Raw genomic sequence first — 21,636 nt, forward strand, 5'->3', positions numbered from 1 at the left:
TAAGGGGGGCTAGGGGGGATCAAATTGGCCCAGTTCCCCCCTTGTTAAGGGGGGCTAAGGGGGGATCAAAGGGTTTTAAAGCACGCTCTAGCAAGTTGGCCAAACACCTCCAGCCTAACCGATGAGGAATCGCCCGCTTGCACCTATGGCGCGAATCATTCACGCTAGAACACGAACGGGGCAACTCATCCTATCCCCCCATCACCTCCCCTTATCACATCCTCCATCACACCACCCACTACAACACCCATTACAACACTATGGCCGACTATCACGAGCGTCGCAGGCTGATTCGCGAAAGCTTGAAAATTCAGCCCCTCAGCCACGGACAGGTCTATACCTACACCGTGGGCGTGCGATCGCAGCCGGAGATTTCTCCCGAACGCTATGCGGAGTTGCGCTGGAGCCTGGAGAATCACAAGAGCAATCTGATCCCCATTGTGGTGCGCCGCACCAATAGCCTCGGCGATGAAAAGGAATACGAAGCGATTTACGGAGCCGATTGGGTTAAGGTCGCGGAGGAGATGGGCATTGAAATGCTGTGGGCGTGGGTGTTTGACCTGAGCGATGAAGAGGTGAAAGCGACGCAAGCTGAATTCGCCATGTTGCTAGACACTTCTCCAAACACGTCTCTAGAAACTTCTCTAGACACCTCTGCCGACAACCCTGCCTCGCCCCTCCAGGCAGCGGATGCACCCGAAGAATCTGCCCCCATGCAGCCTAGTTCTACGCCCCAGCCAGTCGGCTCTGCGTCTGAAGGATCGGTGTCTGAAGGATCGGTGTCTGAAGGATCGGTGTCCGAAGGATTAGTGTCTGAGCTAATGCTGGAAACGTTGACGCGATCGCTCAGTTCTATGCTCGATCAAACGCTGAATCAAACGCTGGATCGAAAGCTGGATCAAACGCTGTCTCGGCTGTCGAGTTTGGCAGGTGCAGAGAATGGGGGTGGAGGGGCGATCGCCCTCCTAGAAAATAAGCTAGACCTCTTAGAAAGACGGCTCAACCATCTTACTGATGCAATTTCCAACCTTGCCCAGAGCGTAGAAAGCCTCAAGCACCGTCCTGCTGCTTCGCGTTCCACTGCTAGTTCTACTAATAGAAAGATCGTCGATCTCAGCGAACTGGCAGCTAGGCTCAAACAATTCCGCCAAGACCCCAGTTCTGTGCCCGCTGCCCAGCTAAAAGCCGACCTGCATCAAAAGCAGGTAACAAAAGATTGTCTTCTCGCCTGGGCAAACGAATTGGGAATAGGAGTCCCTAAAAGGATAACCAAAGCGCCCCTAATTGATCGCCTTTTGACTCTCTAAGGTTAGATATCAGTTCGATATTCAGTTGTTCTGATGAATGTTCTGACGAATGTTCTGACGAAGGATGGCGGTGCAGATGAACGATTCATGGCCTGTTGCTGCATAGAACTGCTGCACAGGACATCGATGACCCAGAACACTAGGCGTGATTGGGCGTGATTGAGCGTGATTGAGCATAATTGGGCGATCGCGCATTCACCCTTTGAACTGGAAATTGAACTGGAGATAAATCAGCAGCAGCGTGATCAGCAGCAGCAGGGTCGCCGCCGCCGCTGCATAGCCAAAATCAAACTGGGCGAAGGCTTCGGTATAGACGTAGTAGACCAGCAGGTTCGTGGTATTCAGCGGGCCGCCACCTGTGATCACGTAGGGCTGCTCGAAGCTGCGGAGCGTGAAGAGGGTCGTTGTGACAATCGCGAAAACCAAGGTGGGCCGCAGACCGGGGAGTGTAATGTGCCAAAACTGCTGCCAGTCATTGGCTCCGTCTAGCTCGGCGGCTTCGTAACGGCTTTGGGGAATGGTTTGCAGCCCCGCTAAAAAAACGACGAGGTTAAATCCAAGCTGCTTCCAAATGCTGAACAAAATTAGCACAGGCATGGCCCAAGTGGTGCTGCCCAGCCACGGAATTGGGGCAATCCCCAGCCAGCCCAGCGCCGCATTGACGGGGCCGTCGGTTTGGAATAGCCAGCGCCAGCCCAAACCCACGGCCACCAGAGACGTAATCGAAGGGATGAAATATGCCGCTCGCAGCCAGTCCCGAAACTTCACGGCTCGATTCAGCAACACAGCCAATCCAAGCGGCAAGACGAGGCTGGGCAGCACCGTGGCCAAGGTGAAGTAGAGCGTATTTCCCAGCACTTGCCAGAAATCGGGCGTAGCCAGCAACCGTCTATAGTTTTGTAGCCCCACCCAGTGTATGCCGCTGCGAGTGAAGCTGCCCTGGGTCAGGCTGAGATAGGCGAGATAGGCAATCGGGAAGAATACAAAAACGCCCAAAAACGCCAGGGCTGGGGCGAGAAACAGCCAGGCGGTGAGGGTATCCTGGGAAGGGCGATCGCCCCCACCGGGCCTTTGAAACCTTGAGGACATCAGAAGCCGTCGTGGTCGATTAAATGCTTCACAATGCCAGAGATCACCTGCTTCACGGCGGGTTCGCTGGCGGTGTAGTTAATGGCGACCGAAATCACGTAGCGTTTGCCCTTGATGTTCACGCCGACGGTCGTGCCCAGTACGCTGGAGTTTTGCCCTGTTTTTTCGCCAATCCACACGGCGGGTCGCCGAATGGCCTCATAGCCCAATTCCCAGTCGTACTGGTTTACCAGTCCTTCCAAAATCAGGTCTGCACCGGGGACTTCATTGTTATAGATGCTCACCATCATGTCGGTGAGTTCGTCCATGTTGATTTCGTTGGAAACGCTTTCGTTGGGTACGCTGCTCACATTAGCCGTAGGGCTGATGGCTTGACCTGTGAGTTTGGAACCAATACGGGTGTATTCATAGCCGCGATCGCGCAGGGTTTGTTCAATGCTTTGCCAGCCCACGTAGTCGATTAGTTGATTCGTGGCGATGTTGCTGCTGTGGGTAATCATTTGCAGCAGCACTTTGCGGATGGGATATTCAGTGCCGACCCAAATCTTGGCTGCGTCTTCGGTGTAGTTGCTAGGGTCGATGAAAATCGGTGTGTCGGGGTCGATCTTTTCGCGGGTCAGCTTGTCCATTGTGGCGATCGCCAGCGGCACTTTGATCAGGCTGGCGGGGCTGGCGGGTGGCTCTTTGCCCTGATAGCGGCGACATTCGCGCTCTAGCGAGCAGACCGTGACGTGAACCTGACTGCCCATGCCCGTACTGTCGGCGATCGCCTTTAGGAACCCAGAGCGGGCAGTGTCGTATTCGTAGGCCACTACGCTCAAGATGCCCTCATATTCCTTCAGCTTCTTGGCCGCTTGTTCCCCCACAAACGAATCGGCGGACACTTCCCGCAGCGAGTCGGTTGCGGATTTCCAGAGCTGATAGCGCTTGGCAATGGTTTCCTCGGTTTGGTCTGGCTGTTGCTTCAGTTCAACTGCTTGGTTTGCCGTGCGAATGGCTTGCTCCCAGCTTGCTTTAGCAGATTCTTCAACCCCAATACGAATTTCGACCGCTCGCAGCGTTTCTAGCAGGGCAGTTGGGACGGAATTTGCCCTGGTGGCCACGGAAACCAGGGTCGGCGGCTGGTTGTCGATGTCTTGCTGGAGGCGATCGCGGAGTTCGTATAGCTCTGCCAGCGACTTGGCTTCAGAAATGAGAGATTCTCCCTCTTCGTAGGGACGCTCTAGCACGGGTGTCAGGGCTGGATAAGAATGAACCAGGACGGCTCCTGCCATTACCCCAAATGCGCTAATAGGTGCAACGAGGGCATACCACCACCAGCGCTGCGCCACTGATTTCATGATGATTGCAACCACGGACTCACCCCTCCCCACGGAAGACCAGATGCTTACTGATTAGGCGTACTGACAGGAATGCAACCTTGAAGCTCAACCTTGAAGTTCGAGCTTGAGCAAGTGCAACCCTGCAAATGAACTTAATTAAAGTTAAATAATAAGACCATTCTTCATATTTAAATGGTGCAGTGTGACGCAATCTGGCAAGACGCTGTGGCGGAAAAGGTTACCCAAGGCGCTGTCGGCTAACTGCTGAACCAGTTCAAGTATATGGCTTGCTGATTAAACCGGAACGCTTCGGTAGATAGACATTGGGGCTTCTGGAGATAGAAGGCGCAGAGCCACAGCGGGGCAGGGGGGCACAGCTTGGACGGGGCGATCGCCAAAAAGCGTCTGGAAATCGTCTAGAGTGAGGGTTGGAGTTTTTTGCCATCTGCTCCGATTGCCGTCTACGCATCGCGTTTCCGTTTCATTTTGAGGTTTTCCAATGGCATCCATCCGTGAGTTGCATCAACAGCTCGTCCGCAAAGAGCGCTCGGCCGTCGAAATTGCCACCGAAGCCCTAGAGCGGGTTCAAGCCCTGGAACCCAAATTGCACAGCTTTATCAGCGTGACGGCCGACCGGGCGATCGCCCAGGCGCAGCAGGTGGATGCCAAAATCGCCGCCGGGGAAGCAATCGGGCTGCTGGCGGGCATTCCCATCGGCATCAAGGACAATCTGTGTACCCAGGGCATCCGCACCACCTGCGGCTCCCGCATTCTGGAAAACTTTGTGCCGCCCTACGAGTCCACTGTGACGCAGCGCTTGTTCGATGCAGGCGCGGTGATGGTGGGCAAAACGAATATGGACGAGTTTGCAATGGGCAGCTCGACGGAAACTTCTGCCTATCAGGTGACGGCGAATCCGTGGGATTTGGAGCGCGTACCGGGTGGCTCTTCGGGCGGTTCTGCCGCAGCGGTGGCCGCGGGGCAGTGCGTTGTGGCGCTGGGATCAGATACGGGCGGTTCGATCCGTCAGCCTGCGTCTCTCTGCGGTGTGGTGGGCATGAAACCCACCTACGGGCTGGTGTCGCGCTATGGGCTGGTGGCCTACGCCTCGTCGCTGGATCAGATTGGCCCCTTTGCCCGCACGGTAGAAGACGCGGCGATTTTGTTGAAGGCGATCGCCGGACATGACCCGCAGGACGCCACCAGCCTTAAGGTCGAAATCCCTGACTACGCCGCCGCCCTCAAGCCCGATTTCAAGCCGCGTGGCAAGCTGCGGATTGGCGTGATTCAAGAAACCTTCGGCGAAGGGCTGGACTCAACTGTAGAAGCGGCCGTCACCACAGCAGTTGAAACCTTGCAGGAACTCGGAGCCGAAATCCAGGTGATCAACTGTCCCCAGTTTCGCTACGGGCTGCCGACTTACTACATCATTGCCCCCTCCGAAGCCTCGGCCAACCTGGCCCGCTACGACGGCGTGAAGTATGGCTTCCGCGCCGATAATCCCGAAAATCTGCTGGATATGTACGCCAAGACCCGCGCCGAGGGCTTTGGCGCAGAGGTGAAGCGGCGAATTATGATCGGCACCTACGCGCTGTCAGCGGGCTATTACGATGCCTACTACCTCAAGGCGCAAAAGGTGCGGACGCTCATCAAGCAAGACTTTGAACGCGCCTTCCAGAAAGTAGATGTGCTGGTGTGCCCTACCTCGCCGACGACGGCCTTCAAGGCGGGCGAAAAGACCGATGACCCGCTCAGCATGTACCTGTCTGACCTGATGACGATTCCGGTGAACCTGGCGGGATTGCCTGCCCTCAGTCTGCCCTGCGGCTTTGACGACCAGGGCCTGCCCATTGGTCTGCAAATGATTGGTAACGTGCTGCGGGAAGATATTTTGCTGAGCGTGGCCTATGCCTATGAGCAGGCAACGGAGTGGCACAAGAAAGCGCCTGTGATTTAGGGATTGGAATTGTTAGGGATTGGCGTTGCTGAGTTGGGCCACTCGCTCAGGCTGGCAGTTTTTAGGCCTGACTCCTGATCAACCTTGCCAGAGAACCCAGGCGGTGGCGATCGCCAAGGTGGCCAGCGTCAGCGGCAGCCCAAACCGCAGGTGCGTCCAAAACGACAGCGAAAAGCCCTGGCTGGCGGCGGCTTCGGCGGTGATCAGGTTGGCCACTGCGCCAAACAGCGTCAAATTGCCTGCCAGCGTGGAGCCAACCGCCAGCAACAGCCAGGATTGGGTATCTCCCCGGTCGATCAGCGATTGCAGCAGCAGCACCGCAGGCACGTTGGAAATCAGGTTTGACAAGAGCGTTGTCATGCTGACCAGACCCACCGGATGGGCAATCCAGGGGAGCAGCCCCGACAGCAGGTTGAAGGATTGCAGGCTGCGCGTCAGCACGAACAGTCCCGAAAAAATCACCAGCAGACCCCAGTCCACATCCTGCAACACGCGCTGGGGCTTGATACGGCGCGTAATCAGCAGCACACCCGCCGCCACTAGGGCCGACTCCGCCAGCGGCAATCCCACCACAAAGGCCGCCAGCATTAGGCTGCTCACAATCAGCGTCTTTCGCAGCAGCGGGCCGTAGGCGCGGGGGCGAAAGGTGGGCACGTAGGGGCGCGGTTTGAGCGATCGCACCTCTGGATACATCCACCCCAGCAGCCCAATTTGCAGCAGCAGGCCTATCAGAGCAATGGGGATCATCACCCGCGCAAACTCGGCGTAGGCGATGCCCGAAAAGGAGCCGACTAGAATATTCTGCGGATTGCCGTTGAGCGTGGCGACGGAGCCGATATTGGTGGCCGCCGCTAGGGCCAGCAGGTAGGGAATTGGGTTGAGCGACAGGGTTTGGGCCAGGCTGACGGTGAGCGGCGTAAACACCAGGGCAATCGTGTCGTTCAGAAACACCGCCGACAACGCCCCGCAGCCCAGCGTCAGCGCTACCAGCAGTCCAAAGGGGCTACTCGTGAGGCGGATGAGATACAGCAGCGCCAGTTGAAAAAATCCGGCGTAGCTGAGGTAGGCGTTGACAATCATCGTGCTGAGCAGAAATACGATGGTTGTCGGGTCGATGGCCTGCCAGGCCTCCTGTAGGGACAGTGTGCCTAGGGCAATGAGGGCGGCTGTTCCGGCGATCGCCATTGTGGCCCGGTTCATCCGCAGCCCTGGCACCGACCCCAAGGCCAATCCCACATAGGTCAGCCCGATCACCACTGCCTGGGCAACGGGCAGCCAGTTGGCGAGGGCGCGAAACTCGATGCCAAGGTACAGCACTGGTTTTGATGCCCAAAATTCAGGTGATACAATGGTAAACCCCAGGGTGACTAGCGCAACGGTAGCGCATCGGACTCTTAATCCGCTGGTTCTGGGTTCGAATCCCAGGTCACCCATAGTTAATAGCCCTAGTTTAAGGATCGATTGGAGAGGCTTAGCTAAGGCAGTTAGGGGGTTTGTTGATCCCTTCCCCAATTGATAATTGATCCCCTTCGCGATCGCCAGCCTAGCGGGTCGCGACCCCGTCGGCGCGGGCAGCCCGCTGAACCGCAGCGGAGACAGCGGTCGCCACGCGCTCGTCAAACACCGACGGCACGATGTACTCGCGGTTGAGGTCGGCGGCGGTAATGAGCGAGGCGATCGCCCCTGCGGCCTCTAGGAACATGGTCGTGGTCATGGTCTTTGCGCCACAGTCCAACGCGCCGCGAAAGATGCCAGGAAACGCCAGCACGTTGTTGATCTGGTTGGGATAGTCGCTGCGGCCCGTCGCCATCACCGCCACGTCATCGGTCACGAGTTCCGGCTGAATTTCAGGAATTGGATTGGCCATGGCAAACACAATTGGGTCTTTCGCCATCGACTTCACCATGTCCACCGTCACCACCCCCGGCGCACTCACGCCCATGAATACATCCGCGCCCACCATTGCATCTGCGAGGGAACCGCTCTGGTCTACGGCAAATTCTTTCTTTTGGTCGGTCAGGTCGCTGCGGCTGTGGCTGAGGATGCCCCGCGAGTCGCAAATCACGATCTGGGTGGCTCCTGCTTTTTGCAACAGTCGGGCGATCGCCAGCCCCGCCGCCCCTGCGCCATTGATCACAATCCGCACCGACTCCATCGACTTATTCACCAGCTTCAGCGCGTTGTAGAGCGCCGCCAGCGAGACAATGGCCGTGCCGTGCTGGTCGTCGTGAAAAATGGGAATGTCCAGTTCCCGCTGGAGCCGCGCCTCGATTTCAAAGCAGCGGGGGGCGCTGATGTCTTCCAGATTCACGCCGCCAAACACAGGGGCGATATTTTTCACCGTCTGCACAATCTCGTCGGTGTCCTGGGTGGCCAGGCAAATCGGGAAAGCATCAATGCCGCCAAATTCCTTAAACAGCATGGCTTTGCCCTCCATCACGGGCAGCGCTCCGGCGGGGCCAAGATTGCCCAAGCCCAGCACGGCGCTTCCGTCGGTGACGATCGCCACGGTGTTGCTTTTGATCGTTAGGGAGTATACCTTGGACGGATCTTCGGCGATCGCCGTGCAGATGCGCCCCACCCCCGGCGTGTAGGCCATCGCGAGGTCGCTCTGGTTTTTTAGAGAAATCTTGCTCTGGACGCTGATCTTGCCGCCCCGATGCAGGTTAAACGTGCGATCCGACACGTTCAGCACCTTGATATGCTCCAGCCCCTTCAGCGCGGTGACGATTGCCTCGGCATGTTCCACGCTCGACGCTTCAATCGTGATGTCGCGGATGATGGTTTTCAGCGTCCGCTCGATCACCTCGATCTGGTCAATATTGCCGCCCGCCTCGCCAATGGCCATGGTGACGTAGGCCAGCATTCCCGCCTGGTTGGGCAACTGCACGCGCACCATGAGGCTGAAGCTGGGATTAGGAGTGAGGCTGACCATAGAATTCTCGATTTTGGATTTTGGGTTTTGGATTTTGGGGACGCTGAATGTTTTCCCCGTCCGCAGTGCAGTGATGATCTTACCGCTACAGATCGTCCCTAGCGTAAGGGAGTCGCCGGACTGCAATTGTGCCAGAGTGAACAATCGATCAGGTTTCAGGTTCGGGCGGGCCAGACGGACAACCGTTTGTGCTAATGGTGCTAAAGACCGGAACCCGAACCGAACTTCTAACTTCTAACCTCTAACTTCTAACCTCTAACTTCTAACCTCTAACCTCTAACCTTTAACTTCTAACCTCTAATTCCTGCTTCGGGGGGATAACTAGGGCGATCGCCCGTTGCAGCGCAGACAGGCGCGTAGGAAACACATGATTTTCGTCCATGGCGTTCAGCAGGTTGAGCCGCTGGAGGCGATCGCGCACGCTGCCTTCCACGCCCACCAAAAGCACCTCCCGTCGCTGCCGACAGGCCTCCTGCACCATCGCCTCAATCGCCAGCGCCGCCGTCACCCCCAGTCGCGGCACTTCCGTCAAATCCAGAATTAGCACGTCATACTCTTGCACCAGCGTCATCTGCTGCGAAATTGCCTTTGCCGCGCCAAAGCTCATGGGCCCGCTGAGTTGGAACAGCATGATCCGACCCTGACCAGCTTCCAACAAGGTCTGTTCTTCTGGAGCCAGCGCTTCGTCTGTCGGGTGAATAATCGCACGGACGCGCTTGCTCTGCAAGTCACTCAGGCTTTTCACAGTGAGCAGATTCGCGAAAAACACGCCCACCGCCACCGCCGTAATCAGGTCTACAAACACCGTCAGAAACAGCACGCCATACATCAGCCCCGTTGCCTTCAGCGACAGCCGATGCGCCCGCCGCAAAAAGCTCCAGTCGATGATGTCAATCCCGACTTTGATCAAGATTCCCGCCAGCACTGCATTGGGAATCGGCTCCGTCAGCCTGCCCAGCCCCAGCATCACCAGCAGCAGCAAAACACCGTGAATCATGCCCGATAGCCGCGTTTTGCCGCCCGCCTGCACATTCACAACCGTCCGCATGGTTGCCCCGGCCCCCGGCAATCCCCAAAAAATGCCCGACAGCAAATTGCCGATGCCCTGGCCGATCAATTCCTGGTTGGAATCGTGCTGTGTCCGGGTGATGTTGTCGGCAACGAGAGAAGTCAGCAGCGAGTCGATCGATCCCAGCGTCGCCAGCATCAGCCCGTAGCCCGTCATCACGCGCAGCGCCTCCCACTCAAACGCCGGCCAGTGCGGCTGCGGCAGTGTCGTGGGAATGGCCCCAATCCGCGTCAGGTTTGCACCCTCGCCAAAAGCCAGCGATACGAGTGTCCCGATCACCAGCGCCAGAAGGGGGGATGGAATGACACGATTCAGCCGACGCGGCCAGATAAACACGATCGCCAACGTCATCAGCCCCAGCCCCAGCGCGAACCCGTTGGGGTGCGTCAGATACGTCGGCAGGTTCCGCAGAGAATCCACGACTCCACTCGACCCTTTGTAGCCAAACAACGGCCCAATCTGGAGGGAGATAATAATGACCCCGATGCCCGACATGAAGCCAGAAATGACCGTGTAGGGCATAAGCGTGATGTACGTTCCCAAACGCAGCACCCCAAACAGAATCTGGAACAGCCCGCCCAGCGCAATGACGGTAAACGAAAGCGCCAGTCCGGTTTCGGGATACCGGCCAATCAGTACCGTGAAAATCGTTGCCACCACCACTGTCATTGGCCCGGTTGGGCCAGACACCTGAGCGGGCGTGCCGCCAAACAACGCCGCGAAAATGCCGACGAAGATTGCACCGTAGAGTCCCGTAGCCGCTCCTGCTCCGGACGATACGCCAAACGCCAGCGCCAGCGGCAACGCCACGATTGCTGCGGTGAGTCCGCCCCAAAAGTCATCTCGAAAATTACGAAAATTGAGATCTGGGGGTTTCAGAACATGAGTAAACTGTCTTAGCCAGGAGTTGATCGCAGTCACAATGGCAAGCCTCCAGGATATGGCCCAGATGTTGCGATAGGCCTTAGTTTCGCAGGATACGGCTGGAAATCTGGTTCAGGCGTTTCTTTCAAGATGTCTTCACTTCATTTATCCATACTTCATTCATCTGTTAAGCATTTACCTACCGATTCAACCCAGGCGCTATGGCAGGCTCTCAAGACCCCTTTCAAAACTTCCAGGATCAAAGCTCCCAGGATCAAAACTCCAAAGCTCAGATTGCTGATCAGATTGCCGGGGATCGCCGGGATCACCAGGATCGGATAATTGTGCCGCTGGATGCACCGACGCTAGAAGAGGCGATCGCCCTTGTAGACCAGATCCCCACAGTCCGCTTTTGGAAAGTCGGTTTGGAACTCTTCGTCAGCACAGGCGCGACCATCCTGGCAGAACTGAAGGCGCGGCAGAAGCGAATTTTTCTCGACCTCAAATTTCACGACATTCCCAACACCATGGCCGGAGCCTGTCGCGCCGCCGGACGCTATGGCGTAGACCTGCTCACCGTTCACGCCACAGCAGGTAAAGAGGCCCTCGTCGCCGCCAACGCCGCCGCCCAAGACGGAGCCGCCGCTGCGGGCAACCCGCCCCCCAGGGTCATCGCCGTGACGGTGCTGACCAGCATTTCGCCCCGCACCCTCGCCTTCGAGCTAAAGGTTCCCCTAGACCTGCCCGACTTTGCCCTCCAGATGGCGCTACTGGCGCAAGACAGCGGGCTATCTGGCGTGGTCTGTTCGCCCCAGGAGGCCGCCCACCTGCGTCAGATCTGTGGCGATCGCTTCCTGCTGGTCTGCCCCGGCGTGCGCCCCACTTGGGCCAGCGCCAACGATCAGCGCCGCGTCATGACTCCCGCCGAAGCGCTTCGGGCAGGCGCAAGCTACCTGGTGATCGGTCGCCCAATCACCGCTGCCCCCAACCCAGCAGAAGCGTTTGCGCGGATTTGTGAGGAAGCGGCAGGCTGACAAAGCCGCTTACGTCAGTTCTCCTGAATAGCGCTTAAGTAACGCTCTCGACCAGCAATCCAAAATCCAAAATCCAAAATCCAAAATCCAAAACCAAACCCCTTACACGGCCCCCACAACCTTCCAACCCCCTCCCCCTCACGCCTGTCGGGCGCGGCAAATGCCAAACACCGATGTATAGCCGTGCAGAAACGTTGTGCTGCCGACGGGGCCGATTTCGCCATTGCAGAAAAAGCCGCTGACGGGCGCGTGGGTGATGTAGCGTCGGAACAGGGTGGAGTCGAAGTTCGGCTTGCCATACAGCCCTTCGCCGCGCCCCAAGCAGGAGAACATTAGCGCTCCGGCAGCAGACGTTTGCCCAGACTGGGCCTGGTAGCGGCGCAGCAGGGTTTCCAGGTCTGTCGCCGACGCATCGGCATCGCGCAGGTGAAACTGGATGCGCTGGCCCGGACGGACGCGATCGCCAATGGCCACTGCCCCAGCGCGGGGATCGACCCCCAGCAAATTGCGAATCAGAAAATCGCCCTGCTCGAGCTGCTGCTTGAACTCACTCTGGGCAATGCCGACAAACAGCGAATGCTGGGCCAGTTCCCGGTCTTCTTCGCTGAGGTCTTGCAGTAGCTCTTGCAGCGCCTCCAATGGCGTGCTGTCGGAGGTGGAACCAGGTTGGGCGGCTTCTGGTGCAATCTTGATCATAATATTGCGATCGCCCTCCACCACGCGAAACGGCTGCCCAATGGGGCGACAGCCCTGCGCCACAATGGTTTCCATCACCAGGTTGCCGCTCAGCGCCACGCCCACCACGCCGTCTCGGTAGAGCTTGCCGTTGCAAAACAGGTTGCCATGCCCCATCCCGCTGCCGTCTGTCAGACCACCCACTTTGATTGCGCCGGGATAGGCATAGTCCAGCCCTTGCAGCAGGTCGTTGATGCTAGAAAACACCGGTTCCGCCATCAGGATAAAGTTGGGCTGTTCGGCTGGATCAACGCCGACCAACTCAGCCCAGGCATCAGGCGGGCTATCCAGGTCGGGCAGGTCTTCCGCAGACAGGTGAAAGGCGTGGAGCTTGACTCCTGGCAGGCGGGCGAGGGTGAGGCTGAGGGCGGTTTCGCCTTCGATTTCCCGGATTTCCTGGATCGGGTCGCCGGCCATTCCCACAATGCCGCCGCCGCCACAGCCCACCAGCACAGGCAAATCCAGCGCCTCACTCAGTAGGGGCAACAGGCGGGGATATTCGCTGGCAAAGGTGGATGAGATAAAGACCAATCCCAGATCGGCAGGGGAACCCAACTGCGCCTGCGATCGCGCTACCACTTCTCGCACTGCCGCTTCTAGAGACGGGCGCGTGGATAATGCATTGACCCATCGCATCGTGTCAGCCACGGGCAGTTCCCCCTCGTATCAGTGACAACTAGCTACTCATAGAAAAATGGTAGTGCCGAATGGGACAGTCGGGATATCTCGACCCACGGGAAAGGGCGATCGCTTGCTAGCATGGAGACGAGACAAAAACCTGTTTGATTCCAACTTTAGGTAGACAGACCCCTTGCCTTAAGACCTTAAGACATTCCCGCCATTCTCTTGACGGCTCCCGTCCTCAGGGTACTCTAAGAAAAAGGATACCGGCCTGCTACCGAGAGGTTCCTCGCACGATCTGTCTGGATGCCTTCTACCGAGATGCCTGTTCTGAGCGCTGCTGCTCAGATCCGTCTCAGATTGGATGCCTCTCAGATTAGATGTTTCCTATGCTCCTTAGTAGAGCTTGAAGCTCGAACCCTAGAATCAAATTTGCAACTTTAGAGCCACTGAAATCTATGAGCGATATCCAAGCCAAAATTCAACAAGAGCGCCAAGAAGCTCGCGAAGTCTGTGAACTCAAGGGCGACGGATCTGCCGAGTGTGCTGCCGCCTGGGATGCGGTTGAGGAACTTCAGGCAGAAGCCTCCCACCAGCGCGACAGGGAAGTAGAGAAGACTTCGCTGGAGCAATATTGCGACGACAACCCCGAAGCCGCAGAGTGCCGCGTCTACGACAACTAAAAGCAGGCTGCTTTGGATTGAAGTCGCCTGAAGCTGGCTTGTAATTCTGCAAGCTTTGGTGATGGGCAGTGAGATAAAGAGCGATCGCCCGCTCGATTCTCACTGCCCGTTGCTGTTTCTGCCCTCTGCCTTTTGCCCCGTCTGGCATTAGCATGAAGAAAACTCGGTTTTACCACTCGGTTTTTTCAAACGCTGTGCTGTGATGGTTGCGCTGCTCATTTTGATGATTGGACTCACCCCCTCGCTGGTGTCGCTCTGGATCATGCGACAAGCCGATGCCCAGGCTCAAGAGCGACTGCGCCATGCGCTAGAGGCGATCGCCCATCGAGGACTCCCCGCCCTCCAGCCCACACCAGACCTGCGCTACATCGAAGGCATCGGGCTGCTGATTGGAGACTTTACCTGTCGCTACAACGCGCGATCGCGCTACCTCCGCTGCGCCATCAACCCGTCGGGCCCCTGCGAAGGCTGCCGACAATACGACCCGGTGATTCCCGATGAGTCGGTGATGCTCGATTCCTGAGCAACGCGCACAATTTCCTGAAGCGAATTGCTCTATAGTGCAGAAGTTGCAGAAGTTATAGTGCAAAAGTCAAACGTAAGGTTCAGGCAGGCAGCAGGCGGTCGGGCAACTTTGAGTAACGCAGAACAAAATCTGGAGCCGCAAATGACCGATTTGGCGGCAGGTTCGGCAGTCGGCTCGACGGATCTGGAATGGCAGGCCGCGGCCGAGTCTCCGGCGGGCCAGGCCGGACAAAGCAGACCCGCAGACTGGCAGGCGGCCGCAGCGCTGGGGCTGGCCCTATTGGGCATTTCCATTGGATCTATCTTTTTTGTGGCGGCGGGGCGCGAGATGAGTCCCAACGCGATCGCCCTCAATCGTCTGATCATCGCGGCGATCGTCTTTGCTGCGCTAAACGGCATTCAGGCATTGCGCCAGCCCGATTTGATTCCGGAGCTTCGTAAGACCAATCCACCAAAAGTTTCGGACTGGCTGCTGCTGCTGGCGGCGGGCGTTTGCTTTGCGCTGTCGCTGGTGCTGCTGGCCTGGTCGTTTACCCAGACCAGCGTTGCCAAAGCCTCGCTGTTTACCCACATGATGCCGCTGTTCACTACGCTGGGCGCATGGCTGGTGCTGGGGCGGCGGTTTAGCAGGCGATTTTTGATCGGCATGATGGTGGCGGTGGTCGGGGCGATCGCCATTGGCATCGACGACTTTGGCGGCGGCGACAACAGCCTGTGGGGGGATGCGGCGGCCTTGGGCGTGGCGCTGCTGTTTGCCACCGAAATTTTGATTATGGAACAGTTGCGATCGCGCTTTTCGGTGCCCCTGCTGGCAATGGGCGAATGCGCGATCGGCAGTCTGCTGCTGCTGCCCACTGTGCTGCTCCAAGGCGAATCGCCCCTGCCCCCAAGCGGAACGAGCGCGGCGGCCGTCGTGGGGCTGGCGCTGGTGACGCAAATGGGTGGCCACGGGCTGATTACCTACAGCCTCAAGCGATTTTCGGCGGGCGTGGTGTCGGTGGTGCTGCTGGCGGTGCCGATAATCTCCGCAGGGCTGGCGCTGGTGGCATTTTCGCAGACCATTAGCCTGATGGATGCGATCGCCTTTGCGGTCGTGCTGACAGGCATTTACCTGTCCATTACCAAGTAAGATCGCGAAGTTTTTGCTTTAATTGTTTCCAAGAGAAAAAAATAAGTTACGATTTAGAAAATCGTCGAAAGCCATCGCTATACTTTCACCTGAAGCCTTACAAGTTAAACCAGCAAAGCGACGTGAACAGCATTTTACCGTCCAATCTATTCGACACACTGGTCTATGTGATTCCAGGATTTCTAATCGGCATTTCTCTGCTGTTTCTATTCTCACCAGAATCCTTAAGCCTGGATAATGACAAGATTGGTCTTGGAATGCTGACCCTTTTTTTGATTCTGTCCTACGTGTTGGGCATCATCGTTCATCGGCTCTCAGGAGCGGTCATCTATCCACTGTACTACCTGTTTGGAGAGGGAGTCCTAGAGGGGATTATTAGAGACTTTCCAGATATAAAAACGGTTCGAGCGCTGATCGACAATAGCCTGGAAATTACTCCCCTGGGCGATGTTGACTACTATCGATATGCATCGCTCATTGTCTATGAAAAGCTGCCTAAAACCGCCGAAAAGATGATGGCTATGAGTACGATGTCCAGGAGCCTTCTCATCTGCTTCCCCATTTTTGCCCTATCTGCAACAAAGGCGTTTGCCCGAAAGTTTTCTAAGAGAATGGAACTCTCAATTTTCTTGTTTTTGGGTGTTGTTTTGCTATTTGTTGAGGTTGTTTTGCTGAGGAGTTTTTTGTCCTATTGGTCTTCTTCTGTGTGGGAAGTTTTGAGGGGATATATCGTCTATAGTAAGCTGGAGAATTAGGATAAAGCTGTCCTGAAGATTAATTCAAGTCCCAATCCGAAATTAAGCCCCGATTCATCATCAGGTTGACTCACTATGCCCCTCCAGACACCACTCCTCTCTAGCCCGACGCAATGGGTGCAGGTTCCCAACGGCGATTTGCAAATTGATGCTTATCTGGCGATGCCTGCGGGCGATGGGCCGTTTCCGGCGGTGGTGGTGATTCAGGAGATTTTTGGGGTGAATGAGCATATCCGCGACGTGACAGAGCGCGTTGCAGGGCTGGGCTATGTGGCGATCGCCCCTGCCATTTATCAGCGACTTGCGCCGGGGTTCGAGGCGGGCTACACGCCAGAAGACGTGAAGCAGGGACGGGTTTACAAAGAGCAGACGAAGCGAGAAGACCTGTTGAGTGATATCCAGGCGGCGATCGCCTTTTTGCACACGCTGCCCCAGGTCAAACCCGGCGGTGTTGGCTGCATCGGCTTTTGCTTTGGCGGGCATGTGGCGTATCTGGCGGCGACGCTGCCAGAAGTCGTGGCGACTGCATCTTTCTACGGGGCGGGCATCACCACCTGGTGTCCCGGCAACGGCATTCCCACCGTCAGCTACACGCCGGATATCAACGGCACGATCTATCTATTCTTTGGCAAAGAGGATGCCAGCATTCCCCAAGAGCAGGTAGATCAAATCGAATCAACCCTCCAGGAAAACTACATCGCGCATCGCATCTTTCGCTATGACGGTGCGGGGCACGGCTTCTTCTGCGATCGCCGGCCCGACTATCGGCCCGAAGCGGCTGCTGATGCCTGGGAAAAAGTCCAGCAGCTTTTTCAACAGCTTCAGACCGACAGCGAGACTGACAGCGACACCGATAGCGAGACCGACAGCGAGACCGACAGCGAGACTAACAGCGACACCGATAGCGAGTTGTAGGCTGCGATTCCGAACCGCTACTCTGGATCGAGTCATCGGAAACGCCAGCGCTTCTGCTGCTAAAGGCTGAAGTTGGCGGCTGCTTCTCCGGGCATGACCAGCGGCAGCGTTTCAATAAACTCCACCAAATCGTTCATCTGGCTGTAGGGACGACCGATAAAGTATCGACTTTCGACCCAGTACAGAAGGCGATTGTCCATCATGCTGATGCGGAGGGTGCAGCCCCGGTCTTCCGCGAGGCGAAACACGTCTGCAATATTCACGGTACTACCAATCATGTGAGTCTTGACTCCATCTAGGCTTGGACTAAGTTTGGATGAACCTACGGCTGAGGGGATATGCGGACGACTCAGCGTTCCATGTCAGTGAGATTTGGCAACTGTTGCGCGGTCTTAGAACAAAAAAGGTTCTTTGGATTTTGCATGTCCGTGGTTTTGCGGCGGGCGTTCCGAGAACCTGAGCAGAGACATTCCTGAATGATCCTATTTTTTATATTTTTTTAATCTTTGGGACTCCGTAGTTTCAACGATTTTTTCTTTGCAGACAAGCTTTTCTCCGTGGAATACGCAGGTATCAGTGTTTGGAGTGAAGGATTTTAATCAGTCGCTACGCAATTACGACGAATTTCTGGGGTTTTGGATTGTTTTCTATCAACTTCCATAGACTGAATTCACTAGAAATCATTGAACTTTGCCAAACCTGAATGGCGTGAGGGACTGCTAGAGTGGCGACCTGAAGTCGCGATTTGAGACTAGTATCTAGGTATTACTCAGTTCAATCCCCGCAGGTTCGCTATGACGCTCAAGCCTTCCCAGATTTTGCAACTGCTGGATGCTCGACGGGAGCAGTTCACCGCGTTTGATCAGTCGGCAGTGCAGCGATTGCAGAGCTACCGGGCGGCGCTGCGCCAGTTTTCTCAGCTTTCCGACGAGGGGCGATCGCACTTGCTGGCCCAATATCCGGGCGATGACTTGGGCGCACGACCGATTGAGAGCCTGGCCCATGCGCCGCAGTGCGTGTTGCCCTGCCAACTCCAGTGGGACAACCGAGAACAGAGCTTGGCCTGGGCCCGCGATCGCCTGCTGAATGTCACCACCTTTGCCGTTGATGGGTCGCAGATTTACCCCGGCAAAGACCTGTCGATTCCTGTAGCGCTGGTGCAAATTGGCTGGTATGAAAATCACCACAGTCCCAGCGGAGCCTACGAAAAGGACGTGGCGGTAGACCTGATGACCCCGCAGGATTTGCGCGAGGGCGGCAAAGGCGACCCGGTGGATCGGCGGGTGAATATGCGTCGATTTCAGCTTGAAACGCAGCGATTGACAGATTATATCCAGGGCCGAAAAGAGCAACTACAGAACCTCTCCGAAGAAACGCTGGTGTTTCTGGACGGGTCGATGGTGGCCAGCTTTGCAGAACCGTTTGACGAGGCAAACCAGCAGTTTTACGTAGACTGTCTGCTGCCGCTGCTGCACGCCAGCGAAGCCCAGCGAGTGCCCTTGGTGGCCTATATCGACACGTCCTATGCCGATGACCTGGTGCGGATGCTGCGGCTGTTGTATGACCTAGAGCCAGCCGACGCGATTCACGACGCGCAGATTTTGAACGCGCTGATGCGCTGGGGCGATCGCACGCCGCTGTTTCTCTGCGAGCGGCCGGGCATTTTAAGCCGCTATGGACACCATCGCCGCCGGATTGCCTTTACGTATTTAAAGACCACCCGCGACACCTACCCGGCTCGGCTGGAACTTCCGCTGTGGGTGGTGGAGACGGGTCTGGCGGACACTGTGATCGACTGGGTGCGGGCGGAGGTGATTGCGGGCGGCGGCTACCCCTACGCCATCGAAACGGCGGATCAGACTGCGGTGCTGCAAGTGGGCGATCGCCAGTTGTTCTTTCGCCTGTTGCAAGAATGGGCCGATAAGCAGGGGCTAGATCTGCGCTTTTCTCGCAAGATGGTGAGCAAAGCCCGGCGGCGCTAGCCCCACTAGACCGCACCCACCAGACCGCACCTATTTAGGGGAGTTACGCACTTGCGACAAGTTTTCCAAGTTCTGAACGATTTCTCGCGGACGCAGCCTGCGAGAAATCGCTCAACTGCGTAAGTCCTATCGGACATTCAGGATCAATAAAATTTTCTAGAGATTATCCCTAAACGGCCCGCAATAGGGGTATCTATGAGGTCGGGACTCTCCAGCGTACACACTGGCGGAGAGCCACCGTGAGGAGAGCCATTCATGCAGAAGATTGGGCAGACCATTGCCGCTGCTGGCGTTTGGGTGCTGCTGGGGTTCCGGTGGGGCGGCATGTCAGGTGGGGCGATCGCCCTGGCCCAGGCGGTTCCGCCCCAGTTTGCGCCGACCCAGCCAGAGCGCGATTCGCGAAGCGATCCCTACAGGAATCGCCTGCCCGCGCCGACCCTACCAGCCGTTCCCCTGTCGCCCGAAGAGCAAGCCCCCATCCTGTCGCCTCCTGATGGGTTTCCCCAACCGCTGCCGACGGATGAAGCAGTGCAAATCCCCATTCGGCAAATTGAGGTGCTGGGCAGCACGGTGTTTACCGAAGCGGACTTTGCGCCAATTGTGCAGCCCTACGAAGGGCGATCGCTCACCCTGGCCGATCTGCGCGAGGTTGCCGACCAGTTGACCCAGCTTTATCTCGACCAGGGCTACCTGACCTCGCGGGCCATTCTGGGCGACCAGCTTGTGGCCGATGGCGTGGTGCAATACCGCATTGTGGAGGGAGGCCTGGAGCGCATTGAGGTCGAAGGAACCAATCGTCTCCATCCGGACTATGTGCGGAGCCGCATCTTGCTGGGGGCAACCACGCCGCTGAATCAGGCGCGACTGGAAGACCAACTGCGGCTTCTGCGGCTAAATCCGCTGTTTGAAACCGTTGAGGCCAGCCTGCGGGCGGGCAGCGGGCTAGGTCAGAGTATTCTGGTGGTGCGCGTGACGGAGGCTCGTCCCGTCAGCGGCTTTGTCAGCGTAGACAACTATTCGCCCCCTGGCGTTGGCTCCGAGCGGCTGGGTATGGAGCTGGTGGCCCGCAACCTGACGGGCTGGGGCGACGAGCTTTCGGGAACCTACTACCGCAGCACCACGGGTGGATCGAGCAGCTTCGACTTTGCCTATCGCCTGTCGCTCAACCCGATGGACGGCACGGTGCAACTGCGCTACGCCCCCAGCGAATATCGCATCACTGACCCAGAATTTGTAAACCTCGACCTCAGCGGCAGCGCCGATGAATATGAACTCAGCTTTCGCCAGCCCTTGTTCAAAACGCCCCGCGAAGAATTTGCCCTGTCGCTGAGTCTGCTGCACCGGGATGGCAGCTCGTTTTTTAGCGACAATCGCTTTTTTGACAATTTCTTGCTCAAGAGTGAATCCACCAGCCTGATTGCCTTTGGGCAGGATTTTGTGCGGCGGGATGCGTCGGGGGCCTGGGCGCTGCAATCGACGCTGAATGTGGGCGTGGGGCTGCTGGATGCGGATGTGGGGAGCGATCGCGACAGTTTGTTTGTCTATTGGCTGGGACGGGCGCAGCGGGTGCAGATTTTGCAGCCAGGGAACGTGCTGATCGTGCAGGCGGATGTGCAGCTTTCGGGCGATCGCCTCCCGGCCTCACAACAGTTGGCGATCGGCGGCGGACAATCCCTGCGGGGCTATCGGCAAAATGCGCTGCTGGGCGACAGCGGCTTTCGCGTCTCGGTGGAAGATCGCATCACGCTGGGGCGCAACGAAGCGGGCGAATCGGTGTTTCAGGTTGCGCCGTTTGTGGATGCGGGAGCCGTCTGGCTGAATGGCGACGGCGACGACAGCCCGTTTCTCGTCGGGGTAGGCGTGGGGCTGCTGTGGGAAGCGCTGCCCCGGCTCAACCTGCGGCTAGACTTCGCCATTCCCATCACCGAATTTGACGGCGCGGGCGAAAACGCCCAGGATCGAGGTTTCTATTTTTCCGTAGACTATCGGTTCTAATGGGTAGTTTGAATGAGTCTGCTGCGCGTTCACGAAGGGGCTTGCAGAGAATCACGCCCTTAATGTTTCCGACGAGTCATTATGAGAAATGAGAATAGGTATAGGAGATGGGCTGGTTTCCGTGCCCTACTCTTCCAATACTTCCACCAAATCTTCGATCGGAATTTCAAAAGCGCGGGCAAGTTTCAGAAGCGCAGTGTAGTCGATCATCGCCATGCGATCGCGCCGAACATAGCTCACAATCGTTTTGTAATTTACGTCAGAGCGATCGGCCACTTCTTTGAGAGTCCAGCCTCGCTCCTCGGCAAACTCCTTAATCCGTAGCCGAATTAGCCCCATTCCTGTATTGACAAGTCTGCAATTGCATCCTTTAATAGTCGTTAATCAAAAAGCGATCGCACTCAAGTTTTCGAGGCTAGAAGTGCGATCGCTGTACCTTATTACAGGTGACACCATGATAACCCCAAAGTCCGTACCCGATTTACTGCGGGTACCCGTTCCGATTGCGCCCGATCAGCAGCCCGTCCGCATCTTGCTCTGTGGCGTGCTGCCAGGAGTGAATCACATCATTCATCAGCTCCATGTCCGCCGCTTTGCCGAAGCGGGCGAGTGGTCGCCGCCGCTGCTCTCGCCAGTGCAGGGTGAAGTCATTCGCATTTTGGTGCGCTATTGGCGGAGCGCAGACTGATGCATTTCCCCGCCCCTCTGTCTCTTTCAGC

19 protein-coding genes and 1 tRNA gene are annotated in these 21,636 nt (G+C 57.1%); 12 read left to right on the forward strand and 8 right to left on the reverse strand.

The features are described 5' to 3' along the window. Positions 1–137: 137 nt before the first annotated feature. A complete protein-coding gene (locus HNI00_RS19430) occupies positions 138–1,307 on the forward strand; it encodes a hypothetical protein (RefSeq protein ID WP_316788633.1) in 1,170 nt (389 codons plus the stop codon). Between the two features lie 195 nt (positions 1,308–1,502). Here the strand turns inward: HNI00_RS19430 and HNI00_RS19435 are convergent, their stop codons facing one another. Next, positions 1,503–2,396 carry a carbohydrate ABC transporter permease gene (locus tag HNI00_RS19435; protein WP_316788635.1) on the reverse strand — a complete coding sequence of 298 codons (894 nt, stop codon included), beginning with the start codon at positions 2,394–2,396 and terminating at the stop codon, positions 1,503–1,505. Next, a complete protein-coding gene (locus tag HNI00_RS19440) occupies positions 2,396–3,751 on the reverse strand; it encodes a serine hydrolase (RefSeq protein ID WP_316788637.1) in 1,356 nt (451 codons plus the stop codon). The genes HNI00_RS19435 and HNI00_RS19440 overlap by 1 nt, the downstream gene beginning before the upstream one ends. 466 nt (positions 3,752–4,217) lie before the next feature. On the opposite strand from HNI00_RS19440, the gene gatA reads away from it, so the two are divergent. Continuing rightward, positions 4,218–5,675: an Asp-tRNA(Asn)/Glu-tRNA(Gln) amidotransferase subunit GatA gene (gene gatA / locus HNI00_RS19445; protein WP_316788639.1), complete on the forward strand. Its 1,458-nt coding sequence runs from the start codon at positions 4,218–4,220 to the stop codon at positions 5,673–5,675. Positions 5,676–5,753: 78 nt separating this feature from the next. On the opposite strand, the gene HNI00_RS19450 is transcribed toward gatA, so the two are convergent. Next, the gene (locus HNI00_RS19450) at positions 5,754–6,989 is read right to left on the reverse strand and encodes an anion transporter (RefSeq protein ID WP_420156400.1); all 1,236 of its coding nucleotides are present in this window, start codon (positions 6,987–6,989) and stop codon (positions 5,754–5,756) included. A gap of 47 nt (positions 6,990–7,036) precedes the next feature. Here HNI00_RS19450 and HNI00_RS19455 point away from each other — a divergent pair. Next, positions 7,037–7,108, forward strand: a tRNA-Lys gene (locus HNI00_RS19455). Positions 7,109–7,218: 110 nt separating this feature from the next. Here HNI00_RS19455 and HNI00_RS19460 read toward each other — a convergent pair. Together HNI00_RS19460 and HNI00_RS19465 are read right to left on the reverse strand one after the other, a co-directional pair. Further along, positions 7,219–8,610 carry a malic enzyme-like NAD(P)-binding protein gene (locus HNI00_RS19460; protein ID WP_316788642.1) on the reverse strand — a complete coding sequence of 464 codons (1,392 nt, stop codon included), beginning with the start codon at positions 8,608–8,610 and terminating at the stop codon, positions 7,219–7,221. A 283-nt stretch (positions 8,611–8,893) separates the two neighbouring features. Continuing rightward, a complete protein-coding gene (locus HNI00_RS19465; RefSeq protein WP_316788644.1) occupies positions 8,894–10,600 on the reverse strand; it encodes a SulP family inorganic anion transporter in 1,707 nt (568 codons plus the stop codon). A gap of 164 nt (positions 10,601–10,764) precedes the next feature. Here HNI00_RS19465 and pyrF point away from each other — a divergent pair, with 164 nt between their 5' ends. After that, a complete protein-coding gene (pyrF, locus tag HNI00_RS19470) occupies positions 10,765–11,577 on the forward strand; it encodes an orotidine-5'-phosphate decarboxylase (protein ID WP_316788646.1) in 813 nt (270 codons plus the stop codon). A 138-nt stretch (positions 11,578–11,715) separates the two neighbouring features. Here pyrF and HNI00_RS19475 read toward each other — a convergent pair whose 3' ends face one another. Beyond that, positions 11,716–12,948 (reverse strand): FIST signal transduction protein, encoded by a 1,233-nt coding sequence (locus tag HNI00_RS19475; RefSeq protein ID WP_420156401.1) that lies wholly within the window; start codon positions 12,946–12,948, stop codon positions 11,716–11,718. 443 nt (positions 12,949–13,391) lie between these two features. Here HNI00_RS19475 and HNI00_RS19480 point away from each other — a divergent pair, with 443 nt between their 5' ends. From HNI00_RS19480 to HNI00_RS19500, 5 genes are all read left to right on the forward strand, one after another. After that, positions 13,392–13,616 (forward strand): Calvin cycle protein CP12, encoded by a 225-nt coding sequence (locus HNI00_RS19480; protein ID WP_316788648.1) that lies wholly within the window; start codon positions 13,392–13,394, stop codon positions 13,614–13,616. Between the two features lie 202 nt (positions 13,617–13,818). Further along, positions 13,819–14,139, forward strand: coding sequence for a DUF6464 family protein (locus HNI00_RS19485; protein ID WP_297078057.1), 321 nt, complete (start codon positions 13,819–13,821; stop codon positions 14,137–14,139). Positions 14,140–14,250: 111 nt separating this feature from the next. Further along, on the forward strand, positions 14,251–15,270 hold the full coding sequence (locus HNI00_RS19490) for a DMT family transporter (protein ID WP_316788649.1): 1,020 nt from the start codon (positions 14,251–14,253) through the stop codon (positions 15,268–15,270). A 122-nt stretch (positions 15,271–15,392) separates the two neighbouring features. Then, positions 15,393–16,025, forward strand: a complete 633-nt coding sequence (locus tag HNI00_RS19495; RefSeq protein WP_316788650.1) for a hypothetical protein — start codon at positions 15,393–15,395, stop codon at positions 16,023–16,025. Positions 16,026–16,100: 75 nt separating this feature from the next. Next, the gene (locus HNI00_RS19500; RefSeq protein ID WP_316788651.1) at positions 16,101–16,940 is read left to right on the forward strand and encodes a dienelactone hydrolase family protein; all 840 of its coding nucleotides are present in this window, start codon (positions 16,101–16,103) and stop codon (positions 16,938–16,940) included. Between the two features lie 59 nt (positions 16,941–16,999). Here the strand turns inward: HNI00_RS19500 and HNI00_RS19505 are convergent, their stop codons facing one another. Beyond that, the gene (locus HNI00_RS19505) at positions 17,000–17,218 is read right to left on the reverse strand and encodes a hypothetical protein (protein WP_068514648.1); all 219 of its coding nucleotides are present in this window, start codon (positions 17,216–17,218) and stop codon (positions 17,000–17,002) included. A 516-nt stretch (positions 17,219–17,734) separates the two neighbouring features. Between HNI00_RS19505 and HNI00_RS19510 the strand changes: the two genes are divergently transcribed. Both HNI00_RS19510 and HNI00_RS19515 read left to right on the forward strand, forming a co-directional pair. Further along, complete coding sequence (locus HNI00_RS19510) at positions 17,735–18,922, forward strand: DNA double-strand break repair nuclease NurA (RefSeq protein ID WP_316788652.1); 1,188 nt, start codon at positions 17,735–17,737, stop codon at positions 18,920–18,922. A gap of 255 nt (positions 18,923–19,177) precedes the next feature. Further along, positions 19,178–20,917 (forward strand): ShlB/FhaC/HecB family hemolysin secretion/activation protein, encoded by a 1,740-nt coding sequence (locus tag HNI00_RS19515; RefSeq protein ID WP_316788654.1) that lies wholly within the window; start codon positions 19,178–19,180, stop codon positions 20,915–20,917. Positions 20,918–21,043: 126 nt separating this feature from the next. Here the strand turns inward: HNI00_RS19515 and HNI00_RS19520 are convergent, their stop codons facing one another. Beyond that, positions 21,044–21,256 (reverse strand): helix-turn-helix domain-containing protein, encoded by a 213-nt coding sequence (locus HNI00_RS19520; protein WP_316788656.1) that lies wholly within the window; start codon positions 21,254–21,256, stop codon positions 21,044–21,046. A gap of 115 nt (positions 21,257–21,371) precedes the next feature. Here HNI00_RS19520 and HNI00_RS19525 point away from each other — a divergent pair, with 115 nt between their 5' ends. After that, positions 21,372–21,605: a hypothetical protein gene (locus tag HNI00_RS19525; protein ID WP_316788658.1), complete on the forward strand. Its 234-nt coding sequence runs from the start codon at positions 21,372–21,374 to the stop codon at positions 21,603–21,605. The last annotated feature ends 31 nt before the right edge of the window (positions 21,606–21,636 follow it).

It is taken from the genome of Thermoleptolyngbya oregonensis NK1-22, from assembly GCF_032705245.1.
Taxonomy (GTDB): Bacteria; Cyanobacteriota; Cyanobacteriia; order Elainellales; family Elainellaceae; genus Thermoleptolyngbya; species Thermoleptolyngbya sichuanensis.